Source organism: Actinomadura rubrisoli, from assembly GCF_004349215.1.
GTDB classification, from domain to species: Bacteria; Actinomycetota; Actinomycetes; order Streptosporangiales; family Streptosporangiaceae; genus Spirillospora; species Spirillospora rubrisoli.
The window spans coordinates 1-15001 of sequence record NZ_SMKU01000061.1 but is presented as its reverse complement, the minus strand read 5'-3'; the positions used below and the strand labels follow the sequence as shown (position 1 = coordinate 15001).

Annotated in this window: 9 protein-coding genes; 4 read left to right on the top strand and 5 right to left on the bottom strand. The window is 73.3% G+C overall.

Annotation, left to right across the window (positions count from 1 at the left end; translation table 11 throughout):
- Nucleotides 1-18: 18 nt before the first annotated feature.
- Complete coding sequence (lanKC, locus tag E1298_RS14540; RefSeq protein WP_131893352.1) at nt 19-2574, bottom strand: class III lanthionine synthetase LanKC; 2556 nt, start codon at nt 2572-2574, stop codon at nt 19-21.
- Between the two features lie 216 nt (nt 2575-2790).
- On the opposite strand from lanKC, the gene E1298_RS14535 reads away from it, so the two are divergent.
- Nucleotides 2791-6000, top strand: coding sequence for an NACHT domain-containing protein (locus E1298_RS14535; RefSeq protein ID WP_131893350.1), 3210 nt, complete (start codon nt 2791-2793; stop codon nt 5998-6000).
- A gap of 20 nt (nt 6001-6020) precedes the next feature.
- Here E1298_RS14535 and E1298_RS51180 read toward each other — a convergent pair whose 3' ends face one another.
- Nucleotides 6021-8981: a helix-turn-helix transcriptional regulator gene (locus E1298_RS51180; protein WP_279498400.1), complete on the bottom strand. Its 2961-nt coding sequence runs from the start codon at nt 8979-8981 to the stop codon at nt 6021-6023.
- A 133-nt stretch (nt 8982-9114) separates the two neighbouring features.
- Complete coding sequence (locus tag E1298_RS14525) at nt 9115-10383, bottom strand: glycosyltransferase (RefSeq protein ID WP_131893348.1); 1269 nt, start codon at nt 10381-10383, stop codon at nt 9115-9117.
- 152 nt (nt 10384-10535) lie between these two features.
- On the opposite strand from E1298_RS14525, the gene E1298_RS14520 reads away from it, so the two are divergent.
- Both E1298_RS14520 and E1298_RS14515 read left to right on the top strand, forming a co-directional pair.
- Nucleotides 10536-11186 (top strand): histone deacetylase, encoded by a 651-nt coding sequence (locus E1298_RS14520; RefSeq protein WP_207944628.1) that lies wholly within the window; start codon nt 10536-10538, stop codon nt 11184-11186.
- Between the two features lie 19 nt (nt 11187-11205).
- Nucleotides 11206-11667 (top strand): peroxiredoxin, encoded by a 462-nt coding sequence (locus E1298_RS14515; protein ID WP_131893344.1) that lies wholly within the window; start codon nt 11206-11208, stop codon nt 11665-11667.
- A 10-nt stretch (nt 11668-11677) separates the two neighbouring features.
- On the opposite strand, the gene E1298_RS14510 is transcribed toward E1298_RS14515, so the two are convergent.
- Complete coding sequence (locus tag E1298_RS14510) at nt 11678-13333, bottom strand: CocE/NonD family hydrolase (protein WP_341770628.1); 1656 nt, start codon at nt 13331-13333, stop codon at nt 11678-11680.
- 207 nt (nt 13334-13540) lie between these two features.
- Here E1298_RS14510 and E1298_RS14505 point away from each other — a divergent pair, with 207 nt between their 5' ends.
- Nucleotides 13541-14626, top strand: coding sequence for a mechanosensitive ion channel family protein (locus E1298_RS14505; protein WP_131893342.1), 1086 nt, complete (start codon nt 13541-13543; stop codon nt 14624-14626).
- A 13-nt stretch (nt 14627-14639) separates the two neighbouring features.
- Here the strand turns inward: E1298_RS14505 and E1298_RS14500 are convergent.
- Nucleotides 14640-15001 (bottom strand): TetR-like C-terminal domain-containing protein (locus E1298_RS14500; protein WP_207944627.1); only part of this gene is annotated, 362 nt, incomplete at its 5' end.

Sequence of the window (15001 nt, the reverse complement as noted above, 5' to 3'; positions counted from 1 at the left end):
AAGAAGCGCCATGTCCGTTCACCTCCTTTCGGGCTGGATAGAGGTGGCCGCCGTGGAGGTCTCCACGGGGGGTCTGTGGGCCGTCCCGAGGAACGGCAGGCCGGCCGGGGGGTCGTGCTGGGCCGCGCCGAAGGCGAGGAGCACCCCCGCCGTGCCGGTCGCGAGGTCCATCGACAGCCGGTACATGTGCTCGCCCGGTACCGCGAGCCCGTCCGCGTACGGGAGCGCGTGCCAGGCCAGGTCGCGGATGTGGCGCGCCGCGCACGGGTCGTCCCGGTCCTGCCGGGCCAGGTAGAGCAGCATCCCGGCGCGCCCGTTGAACAGGCCGGGTTGGGCGTAGTACCGCGACATCGCGGCGAGGCGGATGGCCGCGCGGGCCTCCTGGAACTCCTCGTCCGGACGGTGCGCGAGGTAGTCGTCCACGACCAGGCCGATGCCGACGCTGCCGCGCCCCAGGTAGGGCAGCACCCGGTGGCCCTGGTCGACGTGCAGGGCCCCGTTGTCGTCCTTGACGCAGGCGTCGAGGTCGCGGCGCAGGGCCGCCTCGGCCAGGTCGAGCAGCTGCGCGTTGCCCGTCCGCTCGAACCAGCGGATGTACATCAGCGCCGCCCCGGCCCCGCCGTACATCAGCCCGGGGCGCGGGCTCGGGCCGTCGGGGGTGTGCTCCGCCGTGATCTGGACGGCGCGCTTGGCGGCGTCGAGCAGCGCCTCGTCGCCCGTGAGGTCGGCGAGTTCGGCGAGGACCAGCGCGTACCCGGGAAGCCCGCTGTACAGGTCGTGGCCGAGCCGCTCCCACCGCTCGTTCAGGCAGTGGCCCGCCGCCGTGAGCGCGGCGTCGGTGTGCCCCAGGCGGGCGAGGGCGTAGGCGGCGCCCTGCAGCCCGTCGTACAGGCCGAGGCCCGTGCCGCGCGGCGGGTCGGCGGACCGGGCGGCCAGCCACTCCTCGTGCTCGGGATAGCGGCCCGCGCCGGTCGCGTCCAGCGCGTACAGGACGCCGGCGGCGCCGTAGGCCAGCCCGAGGGACGCCCCGCCGAACTGCTCCACGTCGCCGGGGAACAGCCGGTCCGGGCGGCCGGGCGTGGCGCTCGCGAGGACGGCGCCGGACAGCGCGTCCCGCGACCGCTCCCAGCCGGGCCCGCCCGTCTCGAACACGGGCGCCGGGGCGTCCGGGACGCCCCGGGTGATCTCCTCGACCGCCTCGTCCAGGAACGGGCGGGGGACCGGGAAGTACTCGGCGATCAGGTCGGCGAGCTGGCGGGCCTTGCCGCGGTCGATGACGAACAGCGTGGTCATCGGGACGAACAGCGCCAGCCGCAGGCACGCCAGGCTGTAGCGGTCGACCTCGATGCCGCGCCGGTCCGGCGGGGCGAGGAAGGCGGGGTTGGCGAGGGTCTGCCGGCCGCCGTCGGCGGCGGGCGCGGCCACCTCGAAGTCGATGAGGGCGACCGAGTCGTCCGGGCGCACCATGATGTTGAACATGTGCAGGTCGTTGAAGGCCACGCCGCGCTCGTGGATCGCGGCGACCACCCGCTCGACGCCCTCGTGGACGCGCAGCGCCCAGGCGGTGTAGGCGGCCACCTTGCCGGGCTCCGGCTCCGGGTCGAGCATCGGGTGCCGCTCGGCGAAGAACGTGTTGAGCGTGCGCCCCTCGATGAACTCCTGGACGAGGAAATGGTGCTCGCCCAGCGTGAACGAGCCGCGGACGCCCGGGATGCCCTCGACGCCCTCCAGCCGGGTCAGGATGTCGCGCTCCCGCTCCAGCCGCTTGACCGCGTCGGCGCCGTCGGCGGCGAGGCCCGCGTACGGCCGCGCCTCCTTCAGCACCACCTTCTCGCCGGTGCGCGTGTCGGTCCCCTGGTACACGCCGCCGCCGTTGGAGAAGTGCAGCGCCTTCTCGATCCGGTACGGCAGGTCGGTCGTCGTCGTCGCCCCGCGCGCCGCCAGATGCGGCTTCAGGCAGTCCGGCAGGGCCACCCAGTCCGGGACGGCGAACACCGGGTTGCGGCGGTCGGGGATCAGCCGGCCGGAGCCGTCCTCCAGCGCCGGGACGAGCTCGCCCCGCTCGTCCAGGCACCGCCGCTCGGCGAAGCCGCCGTACCGCACGTACAGGGGGCCCTCGCCGATGCGCAGATCGCTCAGAATGTAGGGGCCCGGAAGGCCGGCGAGCCGTCCGCCGAGTTCGTCCAGGACCGTTTCCAGCTCGCGGTCGTCCTCGGGGTAGATCGTGACGAGCTTGCCGCTCGCCCCGCGCGGCGCGTATTTCGCGTTGCGCATCCGCAGCGTCCCCGGACCGCGCAGGTGCTTGAATTCGATGCCCCGCTCGACGCAGTGGTCGAAGGTCGTCGCGAGGGCCTTGTCCGCGCTTTCCGCGCACCCGGTGACGTGCACCTTCCACCCCTGGAGGGGGACGCGCTGCACCGGCGGGACATAGACGACCCATTCGTCACCGCGCACGCGCTCCCAGCCCTCGGGAAGCGGCCGTCCGGCGACTTCGAATTCGGTTTCCCGGGTGATGGGGGGAGCGTCGTAGAAATGCTTGTCCGCGAGGCAGTAAAGCTCATACCTCTTGTCCACGACGTCATTCCCCTTCCTTGGACCACTTCGTTGGCGGTCACGATTTAAAAGAATGGCAAACCGCGGACAAGGCGGCCAGTACCCGATATAACGACTGACCCATGAAGATCTACCGTGGACCGATGCACGTTCCTCACGACGCCCGCGGAGCCGATCACGCGTGACCGGTTAGCGCCAACGTCGGACGCCCTCCCGCCGTCCTTCTAGGTTGGCGGGATGCGCCGTGAACCCGCCCTCACCTACCAGGGCGCCCTCAAGATCCTCGGCCACTACGACCGCCCGCGCCTGGAGCGGCTCGACGGCCTGCTCGGCGGCGCCATCCTCGGCGCGGGCGCGGCGGCCCTCGGCGGGGCCCCGCTGGGCGCGGTCGCCGCGATCTGGGGCTGGGTCGACCAGAAGAACGAGGCGACCACCCTGCTGCGCAAGCTGTTCGACGGCGCGTCCGCCCGTCTCGCGGCGACGTCCGGCTACGAGCGCCACCAGCTGATCGCCGCCGCCCACACCACGATCGCCGCCGCGGCGTTCTTCGAGGTCCTCCGCGAGAAGCTGGGGGACGAGCAGTACAAGGACATCGGCCTCACCGAGGCCGAGCGCGTCTCCCTGACCGCCGGACCGGACCGCCATCTGCGGGAGAGACTTGTCGAGGTCCTCTATGAGGCCGCCGTCCCGGCCCCGTCACCGGCACGGGGCTTCCACGAGAACTCGGGCGACGTCCGCGCCTGGATGAGCGGCTTGATGGTTCGCTTCTTGCGCTTCTGCGAGGGCCTGGAGATCTGGAGCCAGGTCACCCTTCCCGTGGGTAACGAGGTGGTACGGGAGGCCGTTGCGCGCTACACGTCCCACTACGTGCGGATGGCGGCCACGGTTCCCGAGTTCTACATGTGGGCGAACCTCGGCGAGCACGCCGCCACCCGGTCGCAGATCGCCGACCTAGAGGCCGATCTCGGCGCCGCCCTCCAGGGGCAGCGGGAGGGGCTGGCGAGGGTCGAAGCGCTGCTCGGCCGTCCGGCAGGGGCACCCGAGGGTGGGCGTGATCTGTGCGATGTCGTCCACCGTGCCAACCGCGGCGGGCTTGACGAGTACCTCGTCTCCGAGGAAGCCGTGCGCGCGGGCCCTGACTTGACTTTCCCATCCCTGCGGGAGGCGTTCGTCAACCCGCGCTACCGGCTGGCTCCCAGCAGCATCGAGGCACTGCCCGCCGACGAGAAATGGTGGGAGGAGCAGAACGTCCACGACGACATCGACCTCATGCTGGCGGGGCAGGTGACCGCACCCGACGCGAAGTGCGCACCGCTTCTGCTGCTCGGCCATCCCGGGGCGGGCAAAAGCCTCCTGACGAAGGTGCTCGCCGCCCGGCTCCCGCCGTCCGGCTACACCGTGGTGCGCGTCCCGCTACGCCGCGTCGCGGCCGACGCCCCGGTGTACGACCAGATCCAGCGGGCGCTCGACCTGGTGACGCATGAGCGGGTCAAGTGGTGGGAGCTGGCCGAGCAGAGCGTCTCCACGGTCCGGGTCGTCCTGCTCGACGGCCTGGACGAGCTGCTCCAGGCGGCCGGGGACCGGGGCGGCTACCTGGAGGAGGTGGTCGACTTCCAGCGCCGCGAGGCCGCGCAGGACCGGCCCGTGGTCGTCATCGTGACCTCCCGCACCGTCGTCGCGGACCGCGTCCGCATCCCGGACGGCACCACGCTGGTCAAGCTGGAGGACTTCGACGAGGCGCAGGTGGGCCGGTGGCTGGCCGTCTGGAACCGGGTGAACGAGCCGGCCGTCTCCGCCGGGAGGGCGCGCGCGCTTCGGCCCGAGGCAGCGCTGGAGCAGCGGGAGCTCGCCAAGCAGCCCCTGCTGCTCCTCATGCTCGCCCTGTACTCGGCGGACCCGTCCTCCGCACCATTGGAGGGCGGCATCTCGCAGGCGGACCTCTACCGGCGGCTGCTGGAGACATTCGCCTACCGGGAGGTCGCGAAACGGGCGCCGTCCGACGCGGACGAGGCCGTCCGCGAGCAGCTGTGGCGGCTGTCCGTGGCGGCGTTCGCCATGTTCAACCGCGCCCGGCAGGACGTCACCGACGTCGAGCTCGGCGCCGACCTGGCGGCTCTGGACGAAGCTGCGGGGCCGGCCCGCCTCGCGCGCCTCGGCAGGCGGCTCTTCGGCGAGTTCTTCTTCGTCCACGCCTCCGAGGCGCGGACCGAGAGAGGCGAGGAGGCCCAGCGCTGCTACGAGTTCCTCCACGCGACCTTCGGCGAGTACCTGATGGCGGCGCACGTGATGGAGCTACTCCGCGACATGGCCGACAGCGCCTTCTCCGGCCGCCGCGGGACGCGCGAGCCGGACGACGACCTCCTCTTCGCCCTCCTCTCACACCAGACGCTCGCCACGAGGCTTCCCACGCTCACCTTCGCGGTCGAGCTGTTCTATGAGCTCGACCGGGAAGAACGGCACCGGGTTCTGAAGGTTCTGGAACTGCTCACCGAGGGCTGCCGCCGCCGTCACGGGTCCGATCGCTACGCCACATACAGCCCGTTGCCCGTCGACCGCGTCCGGCAGGTCGCCGCCTACTCCGGGAACCTCGTGCTGCTCCGCGTGATGCTGGGCGATCCGCACGACCCGGCGTCCGTGGAACTCTTCTGGCCTGGGGACGAGGACCCCATGGCCACCTGGAGGTCCACGGTCGCCCTGTGGTCGGCGGGCCTCGACAAGGACTGCTGGCACTCCATGCTGGCGACGATCCAGTTGCAGGAGCGTGCCGTCATACCCTCACCTGGGGGCGGTGTCACGGGGTACTTCGCCGACTTGCTGCATGCCCGGCTGATCGGTGACGCCGCCGCCGGGGAACGGCTGCGCTTCGGCATGGCCATCCGGGAAGGTCTCGTCTACGGCGGAGACGACTGGCATCAGACCATGCTCAGCTGGCTGGTCGCCCAGAACGCGCCCAGAGCTAGCTCGCAGACGTTCCAGGTGATCTTGCCCCGCCCGCCGCAGGACGCGGATCGCGGGGCGGTCGCCGAGATCATCCAGATGATGAGCATGCTCCTCAAGACGCGTGCCCACGAGCTCCGGAAGGAGGTCGTGGGCAAATGCGTGGCCTGGGTCTTCAGGGCCGCGCGTCCCGAGGAGATCGACTCCCTCGCGCTCGCGGCGGCGGTGCAGGCCCATCCGAGCCTTCTCCTCACCATCGACTCGCTCTCCGAACCCGCGAACTACCTACGGCAGCCGGGTGCGTACCTGCTGCTTCGCGGCACCGAACCCCGCAGCGGGGAGGAAGAGACGCTCCTGGAACGCTTGATAGCAGCCACCGACGCGGGAGACCGCCACCTGTGGAGTCAATGTCCCGAAGAGCTGTTCGAGACGATCGATGCCGTGATCCAGGGGCACCGGTGGACGGGACACCAGGAAGACGGCACGGGACGCCCCACCCGGGACTACTGATCACGTGATGCACGCCGTCGTCAGAGGTTCTCGCGGTGGGCGAGGGCGGCGGCCTGGGTGCGGCTGGTGACGTTGAGTTTGGCGAGGATGTTGGAGACGTGGACGCTCGCCGTCTTCGGGGAGATGAACAGCGCGGCTGCGATGTCCCGGTTGCCCTGGCCCTGGGCGACCAGCTTCAGCACCTCCCGCTCCCGGACGGTGAGGGCGGCGAACGGGCCGGACGGCGCGGACGCGGGCCGTCCGGTGTCCAGGCGGGCGCGGGTGCCCAGCTCGCGCAGCGCGCCCAGGAGCGGTGCTGCGCCGAGCCGTTCGGCGATCCGGGTGGCGGAGCGCCATTCGACGGCGGCGGCCTCGCGGTCGCCGCTCTCGGCCAGGGCCGCGGCGAGCCGCCAGCGGGACCGGGCCACCTCGTAGACGAAGCCGCCGTCCGGGTCGCCGAAGGTGAACAGGTCGGCGGTCTCGCGCCACGCGTCGGGGGCCGGGTCGCCGTCGAGGCGGAGGCGCTCGGCCTCGGCGCGGGCGAGCCAGGCGCGCCCCTCCAGCCCGAGCCAGGCGCGGGGATGCCCGTCCCAGGTGGTGGTGGCGACGAGCCGGGCGCGGCGCAGCAGGTCGTCGCCGGCCTCGGCCGCCGCCCAGGCGGTGGCGTCGTCGCCGGCGGCACGGGCGCGGGCGGCGCGGTCGGCCTGGGCCCACAGGCCCGTCGCCGCGATGCGGATGACGCCGGTCTCGTACGGGTGCAGGGAGTCCAGCACGCGGTAGACGTGGTGGATCGCGGTGTCGGCGTCGCCCTGCCAGAGGGCGTGCTCGGCGGCGAGGCCCCGGGCGACGTAGGTGAGGAAGGTTTCGCCGTGCCACAGCGGCGCCATCCAGCGCAGGCGCTCGTCGACGGTGTCGGCGCCCCGGGCGACCTCGACGAACAGGGCGTAGGCGGAGACCTGCGCCTCGGGCGGGCGGACGACCTGGATCCCGAAGCCGTCGGCGAGCCGGACCGCCTCGTCCCAGTCCCCGGCCGTGTAGTGGATGAGGTACTGCAGGCTGCGCAGGACGGTCCCGAACGTGCTCCACCCGAGGCCGTTCTCCAGGGTGAGCTTGACGCCCTCGTCGGCGGCGAGGGTCGCCCCGGCGAGGTCGCCGCGGTCGAACTTGGTGCGGGCGTGGTGGAACGCGGCGCGCAGCGCGACGGGGTGGTTGTCGTCGGCGACGGCCAGGTCCCGGGCGCGGGCGAACACCTCGGCGACCGCGGCGTCGGCCTCCCGCAGCTCGCGGTGGATGCCCAGGGTGACCAGCAGGCTCGCCTCGGCGTCGGCCGCGCCGGCCGCGCGGGCCTCCTCGACGGCCTGCTCGGCGATGGCGGGCATCTCGCCTTCCGGGTCGCTGTAGAGCAGCGTCCGGGCGTAGGTGGCCAGGGCGGCGGCGCGCTCATAGGTCGGCGGGTCGGGCGGGAGCATCGCGACGGCGGCGCGGGCGACCCGCTGCGACTCGGCGTCCTCATCGATGTCGCCCAGGTAGGACGCGAGGTGCTCGCGGATCCGGACGCCGAGCCGCACGTCGGCGGGGTCGGCGAGGTCGAGCAGGCGGCGCAGCCGGGAGATCGCCCGGCGGATCTCGCCCGCCTGCCCGGACGCCCGCACGGCGGTGAGCGAGAGGTCGATCCGGTCCGTCCCGGCGACGTCCTCGGGGTCGGCGACCGCGTCCCACAGCTCCAGCGCCCGGTCGAAGTGCTCGAACGCCTCGGCGGGCGCGCCGAGCCGCTGCGCCTCGCGGCCCGCCTGGACGGACGCGGCGAACGCGGCGGGCAGGTCGTGCGCGGCGAGGCTGTGGTGGGCCAGCTCGGCTGCGGAGCCGCGGCGGCCCCCGGCCGGGCCGGCGAGCAGCCGCGCGAAGTCTGCGTGCAGCCGGGTCCGCTCGCCGGGCAGCAGGTCGGCGTAGACGGCCTCGCGCAGCAGGGCGTGCCGGAAGGTGTAGCCGGTGCCCGCCGGGACGAGCAGCTGGTGCGAGACGACCTCCCGCAGCGCCTCCCCGGCCGCCGCCTCGTCCAGCCCCGACACCCGGCGGACGAGCTCGTCGTCGATGCGGCGCCCGGCCACCGCCGCGACGCGCACGACACGCTGCGCGTCCTCCGACAGCCGCTCCACCCGCGACAGCAGCAGGTCGGCGAGCCCGGCGGGCAGGTCCTCGCCGGTGCTCTCGGCGGAGTACAGCTCGGCGGCGTAGAAGGCGTTGCCCTCCGAGCGGGTGTGGACCCGCTCGACGACCTCGGCGGTCACCGGCCCGGCGCCGCGCGCCAGCGCGGCGAGGTAGTCGGCGGTCTCGCCCGGCCCGAACGGCCCGACCTCGACGCCGGTCACGTTCGGCAGCCGCAGCAGCTCCGCCACCACCGGCCGCAGCGGGTGCCGCCGGTGCAGGTCGTCGGAGCGGTAGGTACCGATGAGGCAGACCCGCTCGCGCTGGAGCACCCGGCTGAGGAACGTCAACAGGTGCCGGGTGGAGCGGTCGGCCCAGTGCAGGTCCTCTAGGACGAGCAGGACGGGGCGTTCTTGCCCGAGCTCGCCGAGGAGCCCGAGCGCCGCGCCGAACAGCTGCTGCTGGCCCAGCTCGGACGCCGATCCGGGGGCGCCTTCGGCGTCGGGCAGGAGCCGTCCCAGCACGGGACGGGCGTCCAGGGCGGCGCGGACGGCGTCGGACTCGGGGGACTCGGCGCGGGCGGCGGCCCACAGGGCGTCCGCCAGCGGCAGGTAGGGCATGCTCTCGCCCAGCTCCGCGCACTGCCCGACCAGGATGGCGCAGCCCCGCTCGCGGGCGGCGCGGGTGAGCGCGGAGACGAGATGGGTCTTGCCGACGCCCGCGTCGCCGCTGACGAGCACGACCCCGGCGGTGCCCGCGGCGGCCCGGTCGAGCGCGGCGGTCAGCTCGGCGAGCTGGGCCGCCCTGCCGATCAGCACCCGGCGCCCGCAGGCGGCGTGGATTGGACCATGCCGCACAGTATCCCACCACGCGACGTGGGCGGACGGGGTGCGGCGGCGCCGTCCGGGGAACGAGCCGGGCGGCCGCGCCCCGGGCGCATGCGGGGGCCCCGGATCCGGGGAGGAATCCGGGGCCCGTGGGGTGGAGGCGTCAGCCGACCAGTGCGGGGGTCCTGTCGGCCTCGCGCTCCACCTCGTCCTCGTCCCGCAGTTCGGGCTCGGGCTCGGGGTCCGGGATGGGGAGCACCTTCGCGTACGCGCGCAGCGTCTCGGCGGCGATCCGGTCCCAGGCGTAGCGGGAGCGGGCCCGGTCGGCGGCGGCGATGGAGTAGCCGTGCAGCGTGGTCTCCTCGCTGAGAAGGCGCCGGATCGCCCGTCCGATCACGACCGGGCGGCCCGCCGGGACGTGCAGCCCGGTGATCTTGTCGAGCACCTCGTCGGCGTTGCCGCCCGCCGTGGTCGCCACGACGGGGACGCCGCAGGCCATGGCCTCCAGCGGGACCGCGGGGGACGGCTGGACGGGGGCCAGGGACAGCGCCACGCGGGCCGTGCGCAGCAGCTTGGGCAGTGCCTTGCGGGGCATCCGGCCGAGGAAGATCACACGGTCGGCGACGTGCAGTTCCTTGGCGAGCATGATCAGCCGGTGCACGACCGGGTCGTTCTCCAGGTCCTCGCGGGACGGGCCGCCGGCGACCGCCAGCTCGGCGCCGGGGACGTGCACCAGGGCGCGCAGCGCGGTGGCGACGTCGCCGGCCTCCAGGTCGCGGCAGATCATCACGAGCCGGTCCCGGTCGCCGCGCGGCATCGCCGGGCCGACCTGCGCGAAGTGCTCGCCGTCCACGGCGTAGGGGACGACGGTGACCGACGGGCGGGGGACGCCCATCCGCACGACCGCGTGCGCCTCCTCGGAGTGCCCGGCCAGCACGATGCCGGCGCCGCGGCCGATGGCCCGCTCCAGCCGGGCCCGGTGCGGGTGGACGGGGCGGCCGCCGCGGCGCTCGGCGTCGGCGACGCCGTGGAAGCTCTGCGCGAACGGGATGCCGAGCTCGCGGGCGACGGCGCAGGCGGCGAGCCCGCCGATCCAGCCGTGCGCGTGGACGATGTCGGGCCGTCCGGCGCCGGACCAGCGGCGGCGCAGCTCGTCGGCGAGGTCGCGGACGTGCTGGAGCTGCTCGTCGTCGCTCAGGCGCTTCGCGGGACCGGCGTCGAGGTGGACCAGCGCGGCGCCCGGCGCGAGCCGGACCCTGCCGCGCGCGGCCGGGCTCTGCCGCCGGGTGTACACCGTGACCTGGTTGCCCTTGCCGTCGCCGGACGCGGGCCTGGCGAGGGAGCGGGCGAGATCCCGGACGTGAATGGAGTGCGCGTGCTCGCCGTCGAGGTCGGAGGCGGACACGAGAGCGATGTTCAGCGGGCGGTGCATGACGATCCTCCGGGACATCACAGGGGAAGCCTGGAGGTATCTGCGTCGTAGACACCTGCTCGGGTGAGACTATTTCCGGTGGCGCACTCCGTCAAACCTCGCGAATCGGAACTCTCCACCGCGCGCGACGGCCTGCGGGAATACTGGGAAGGGTGGACCGAGAGCAGCTCTGGTACGTCGCGTACGGGTCGAACCTGTTCCGCGAGAGGTTCGGCTGCTACCTGTCCGGGGGCCGTCCGAGGGGCGGCGCGCGGCACTACACCGGCTGCCGCGACACCCGTCCGGCCCGCGCCGAGCGGGCGGTCACGATGCCCGGCGGGATCTACTTCGCGCTGACCTCGCTGACCTGGGGCGGCGGCATGGCCTTCTACGACCCCGGGCTGCCCGGGCGGGCCGCCGCCCGCGCCTACCTGCTGTCGCGGGAGCAGTTCTGCGACGTGATGGCCCAGGAGATGCGCCGCGAGACCGGCGCCGTCCACGACCTGTCGGAGGTCATCGCGACGGGCCGCCAGCGCCTCGGCCCCGGCCGCTACGAGACGCTCCTCAAGGTCGGGGAGCGCGACGGCCACCCGATGCTCACCTTCACCGCGCCCGGGAAGGCCGAGGGCGCCGAGCTGAACGCGCCGACCGCCCCGTACCTGACCATGCTCGGCCACGGGCTCCGCGAGGCGCACGGCTGGCCGCCCGCCCGCGCCGCCGCCTACCTCTCGTCCCGCCCGGGCGCCGCCGGCACCTGGACCGAGACCGCCATCACCACTCTTCTGACCCCGCCGCCCCCTGAGTCCCGAACGACATTCATTTGAAAGGTCTACCGTCGAGTCCATGAACGTTGGCGATGTGGTCGAGGACTTCGAGCTTCCGGACGAGACGGGCGAGCGGCGGACGCTGAGCGGGCTGCTGGAGGACGGGCCCGTCGTGCTCTTCTTCTACCCGGCCGCGATGACGCCCGGCTGCACGGCCGAGGCGTGCCACTTCCGCGATCTCGTGGCGGAGCTGGCCGAGGTCGGCGCCCATCCGGTCGGCGTCAGCGCCGACGAGGTGGGCAGGCAGAAGGAGTTCGCCGACAAGCACGGGTTCGGCTACCCGCTGCTCTCCGACCCGGGCGGCGAGGTGCGGGCCCGCTTCGGGGTGAAGCGCGGCATCGCGCTGGCGCCGACGAAGCGGCGGACGTTCGTGATCGGCACCGACCGGCGCGTCCTGGAGATCGTCAAGAGCGAGATCCGGATGAACGCCCACGCGGACCGGGCCCTCGCGGCCCTGCGCCGCCACGCCGCAGGTCAGTGAGCACTGTGGGTCAGTGAGCGCCGCCGGGCGGGACGACCGGCAGGACGACCGCGGACGCGCGGCCGGGGGAGTGGAAGACCTCCTGGTCGGCGGTCAGCATCGCGGTGGCGGTGCCGATGGGCTCGCCGGTGCCGGGGTTGCGGGCCACGCGCGGGTAGGCGCCGCTCGCGATCTGGACGCGGACGCGGTGGCCGCGCCGGAAGCGGTGACCGACCGGCCACAGCTCCACGGCGACGCGGCGGACGCCGTCCTCGCCCGCCTCCGGCGTCCCCGGGACGAGGCGCCGCATGCCCTCGCACAGGTTGAGCGACTCGCCGTCCGGCGTCACGTCGCACAGCCGCACCACGAAGTCGGTGTGCTCCCGGTTCGAGCGGACGTACAGGTCGGCGGTGACCGGGCCGATGATCTCCAGGTCCTCGTCCAGGACGGCGGAGGTGTAGGTCAGCACGTCCCGCCGCCGCTCCAATCGCCGCTGGTCGGTGGACGGGCGGGTCTCGCCGAGCAGGGTGGGGCCGCCGAGGAACGGCGTCGGGTGCTCGGGGTCGTACCGGTAGGTATCGGGCTCGGACGCGGGCGGCGCGTCCGGGGACAGGGCGCCGCCCGGCCGCAGGTGCCAGTGCTCCTCCCGCATGCCCGGGACGGGCCAGTCGGGGAACTCGCGCCACTCGCCCGCCCCGGTGACGAACAGCCGGACGGGCAGCTCCCGCAGCTCGGACGGGTCGTCCAGCAGGTGGGCCCGGAACCACTTCACCGACTCGCCGACCGATCCGCGCATCATCCGCTGGTCGGCGTGGAACCACGGACCGATCGTCAGGTACGGGCGGTGCCCGGCCGCCCGCAGCGCGGCGTAGTCCTTGAGCTGCCAGGGCAGGAAGATGTCGTACCAGCCGCCGGTCATGTTGACCGGCGCGGCCACCTCCGAGACCGTCGGGCTGAAGTCGCGCCTGTCCCAGAACGGCGTGTCGGGCCCGTTGACGAGGAGCTCCTGGAAGAAGCGCTGCTGCGCGCCCGTCGCGAGCCGGTCCAGCTCGGCGAGGGGGCGGCCCGACAGCGCGGCCCGCCGGGCGCGGCGCGGCGACATGATCCCGGTCGTGATGCCCGACAGCGAGTGCTTCATCCGGGCGGTCAGGTCGACCCAGATCAGCGCCGACTCCAGCGCGAACGTGCCGCCGACGTTGACGGCGTCCCGGAAGGTGGACGCGGTGACCTGCATCGACAGCGCCTTCAGCGCGGGCCCGGCCTCGGCGGCGACGGCCCACTGGACGTAGCCGAGGTAGCTCGGGCCGTGCATGGCGAACGTGCCGCCGAACCACGGCTGGTCCTTGAGCCAGGCGATGGTGGCCAGGCCGTCCTCCCGCTCGTCCAGCGCCTCGAACACGCCGCCGGACCCGAATCCGCCGCGCACGCTCTGCACCACGGCCTGGAACCCCTGGGAGGCGAACGCCTGCCCGCACATCAGCCCGAACGGCCCGCGCCGCCCGTAGGGGGAGCGGACGAGGACGATCGGGGCCCGTTCGACGTCGACGGGCGCGTACCGGTCGGCGAGCAGGGTCACCCCGTCCGCGGCCGGTACCTCCAGGTCCCGCTCGACCATCACCCGGTGGGGGCCGTTCCGCAGTCCCAGCGCCGTGACCCCGAGCCGGCGCATCATTCCCACGCCTACCACTTGATCGATCGTAACCGTAGCCGCGCCGCCATGGCCCGCGCCCTCCCCCCGTTCACTACGATCAGGGCGATATCGGAAATGGTGCAGCACATCGAACAATTGGTGTACCAGTGCAGTACCGTGCCGGACGGGGCGGCCGAGGCCGGCCCGCGGAGGGAGAGATCCACGTCATGCCCGAATCGCGCGAGCGGGGGCCGGAGGTGCGCCATGGCTGACCTTCTGGACTGGCAGCGGGTCGTCATCGCGGCGGCCGTGATGGCGGTCGCGCTGGCGATCGCGGTCGTGCTGCGGCTGCTGACGAGCCGGCTGTTCCGCCGGGCGGGCGACACCCGGTGGGCCTGGGACGACCTGGCCGCCCGGCTCGTGCGGGACCTGGCGGTGCCCGTCGCGCTGCTCGGCGGGGCGTGGATCGCGGTCAACGTGCTGGACCTGCGGCGCGGCACCCTCGACGTCACCGCCAAGGTGCTCACCGCCGGGACGATCTTCATCGTGTCGCTGGCGCTGGCCCGGCTCATCGCGGGCTCGGTGGCCTCGATCGCGATGACCCGCCAGGGCGTGGCCGCCAACGTGACGATCTTCGCCAACATCACCCGGGTGATCGTCCTCGGCGTCGGCATCCTGGTGATGCTGCAGAGCCTCGGGGTCTCGATCACACCGCTGCTCGGCGCCCTGGGCGTCGGCGGCCTCGCGGTCGCGCTCGCCCTCCAGGACACCCTCGCGAACCTGTTCGCGGGCGTGCACGTCCTGGCGTCCAAGACCATCGAGCCCGGCGACTACATCAAGCTGAGCAGCGGCCAGGAGGGATACGTCGTCGACATCAACTGGCGCAACACCTCCATCCGGACGCTGTCGGACAACATCGAGGTCATCCCGAACCAGCGGTTCTCCGACACGATCCTCACCAACTTCCACCGGCCCGCGCAGGACATGTCGCTGCTGCTCCAGGCGCGGGTGCCCTACGAGGCCGACCTGGAGCGGGTGGAGAAGCTCACCGTCGATATCGGCGAGGAGGTGATGGCGGAGGTTCAGGGCGGCGTGAAGGACGCGGAGATCCTCGTCCGCTTCCACACCTTCGCCGAGTCGTCGATCGACTTCACCGTCATCCTGCGGACCAAGGAGTTCGGCGACCAGTTCAAGATCAAGCACGAGTTCGTCAAGCGGCTGCACCGGGCCTTCCGCGAGGAGGGCATCGACACCCCCTACCCGCGCCGCCGCGTCACCGTCGACGGCGGGCCGCAGGCGGACGCCCCGAGCCACGCCTCTCCCAGGGACACCGCGCCCCGCCTGTCCTAGGGACACCGGGCCGTCAGGGGCGGATGATCGGGACCAGCACCTCGTCGACCACCGAGGCCAGCGACTCGTCGCCGTACACGGTGCCCTCGGTGATGTTGTAGTAGACGATCAGGGCGGGGCCGACGTCCGCGGTCTGCCGGGTGACGGCCTCCGGGCGGACCTCGCCGCGCTCGGCGCCCTGCCTCAGCGCCTCGTACATCATGTCCCGGACGGGCTGCGAGATGCGCTGCCTGATCACCTCGTGCAGGAGCCCCTTGCCGTCCGCGCTCTCCTCCTTCAGCACCTTGAACGCGGCGCCGCGGCACGCGACCAGCGTGTCGCGCAGGCACGTGAGGGTCACCAGCAGGTCGTCGCGGACGCTGCCGGTCGAGGGCG

Excerpts from the sequence above, each read along its gene's own strand:
- E1298_RS14535 (WP_131893350.1), top strand. The coding sequence starts at position 2,791 with ATGCGCCGTGAACCCGCCCTCACCTACCAGGGCGCCCTCAAGATCCTC.
- E1298_RS14525 (WP_131893348.1), bottom strand. The coding sequence starts at position 10,383 with ATGCACCGCCCGCTGAACATCGCTCTCGTGTCCGCCTCCGACCTCGAC.
- E1298_RS14515 (WP_131893344.1), top strand. The coding sequence starts at position 11,206 with ATGAACGTTGGCGATGTGGTCGAGGACTTCGAGCTTCCGGACGAGACG.
- E1298_RS14505 (WP_131893342.1), top strand. The coding sequence starts at position 13,541 with ATGGCTGACCTTCTGGACTGGCAGCGGGTCGTCATCGCGGCGGCCGTG.